Origin of the sequence: Brevibacterium sp. VCM10, from assembly GCF_000583215.1 — a bacterium.
Classification (GTDB): domain Bacteria; phylum Actinomycetota; class Actinomycetes; order Actinomycetales; family Brevibacteriaceae; genus Brevibacterium; species Brevibacterium linens.
In genome coordinates, this window is sequence record NZ_JAJB01000137.1 from 1 (window position 1) to 1,289 (window position 1,289).

The following is a 1,289-nucleotide window of genomic DNA, read 5'->3' on the forward strand; positions in this document are numbered from 1 at the left end:
GTAGCTCAGCTGGTTAGAGCAGGGAACTCATAATTCCTTGGCCGTCGGTTCAAGTCCGACCGGGGGCACCACGCAGGACTCGACAGTCGTCTAAGCACTGGGGTCGAACCCTCAGTTGTCATCGCGCTCAGGACCTATCCTCTTCGTGCCCTTGCTGGCCCCCAGGCCTTGATTCGGGTCGAAGACTGACCCGGACAGGGGAGCGTAGGCGATCCAACTTCCGCCGGGATTGTTCCTCCTGCGCTCTTCGGCCTCGCGCTTTTCGGCCTCTTCCTCGTCGAACAGCCGTGTGAAGGCTGCTTCGGCCTTCGGGTTCTCGGCGGAATGCTCCGCCCGTACTTTCACAGTCTCCGCGCTGACCTCATATGAAGAGAACTCCACGACGAACTGCGGGCCGACTTCGGCAGCGACAAATCGGGCGAGCCGGACGCCTTCCTCGGTGTACGTGCGTTCAGCTGTCGCCGTCACCCATTCGAAATCGGAATCGAGCGAGTCATAGTAGGACTGTTCCCATGCCTCCAGCTCCGCGACCAGCCACTCGGACAGTCCCGTGTCCTCGTAGTCGATCGGCATACTGACCCACAGCACCGTATCTGCATAGTCGGGGAACATGCGGATGGTCCGGAGCGATGCATCCTCGGCACTGTGAACGTCGGTCATGTTCCCACCGTAACGCCGGTTGTCGGCCACCTGCAGACACCCGACGCCACCAGCACATTTGATGCTTGGCTATGGGTCGGACATCGACTATCATGTGGTCAGCACCTCCTTTCGGATCGTAGGGGAAGACGTATCCGAGGTAGGAGGCAGAAATGGATATGACACAGGGCGTACTCTTCGTCCACTCAGCACCTCGTGCGCTGTGCCCTCACATCGAATGGGCAGCGGGCGGGGCAATCGGCGCACAGGCACGCTTCGACTGGACTCCCCAGCCGGCAGCGCCCGGTCTCGTGCGCGCAGAAGTCTGCTGGCGCGCGCCCGCAGGCTCGGGAGCCCGTATCGCATCCGCGCTACGCGGCTGGGACTCGCTCCGGTACGAAGTCACCGAGGAGCCCTCGGCCGGAGTCGACGGCGGTCGGTGGAGCCACACCCCTGATCTGGGAATCTACCACGCTGTCACCGACACGGCCGGAAACATCCTCGTTCCCGAAGACCGCATCCGCTCCGTGATGGAACGCGCGGCAGGCGATCCCGCGAAGTTCTCCTCGGAGATGGCGACCGCCCTTGGCGAAGCGTGGGACGAGGAACTCGACGCGTTCCGCCACGCAGGCGAAGGCGCACCGGTGCGC

Annotated in this window: 2 protein-coding genes and 1 tRNA gene; 2 read left to right on the forward strand and 1 reads right to left on the reverse strand. The window is 63.2% G+C overall.

Annotated elements, in window-relative coordinates; translation table 11 throughout:
* Positions 1–71: transfer RNA gene (locus AD89_RS0117760), tRNA-Ile, on the forward strand.
* 40 nt (positions 72–111) lie between these two features.
* Here AD89_RS0117760 and AD89_RS0117765 read toward each other — a convergent pair.
* Positions 112–660 carry a hypothetical protein gene (locus tag AD89_RS0117765; RefSeq protein WP_025781044.1) on the reverse strand — a complete coding sequence of 183 codons (549 nt, stop codon included), beginning with the start codon at positions 658–660 and terminating at the stop codon, positions 112–114.
* A 158-nt stretch (positions 661–818) separates the two neighbouring features.
* Here AD89_RS0117765 and AD89_RS0117770 point away from each other — a divergent pair.
* Positions 819–1,289: DUF3145 domain-containing protein (locus AD89_RS0117770; protein WP_025781046.1), on the forward strand; the 471-nt coding region annotated here is incomplete at its 3' end.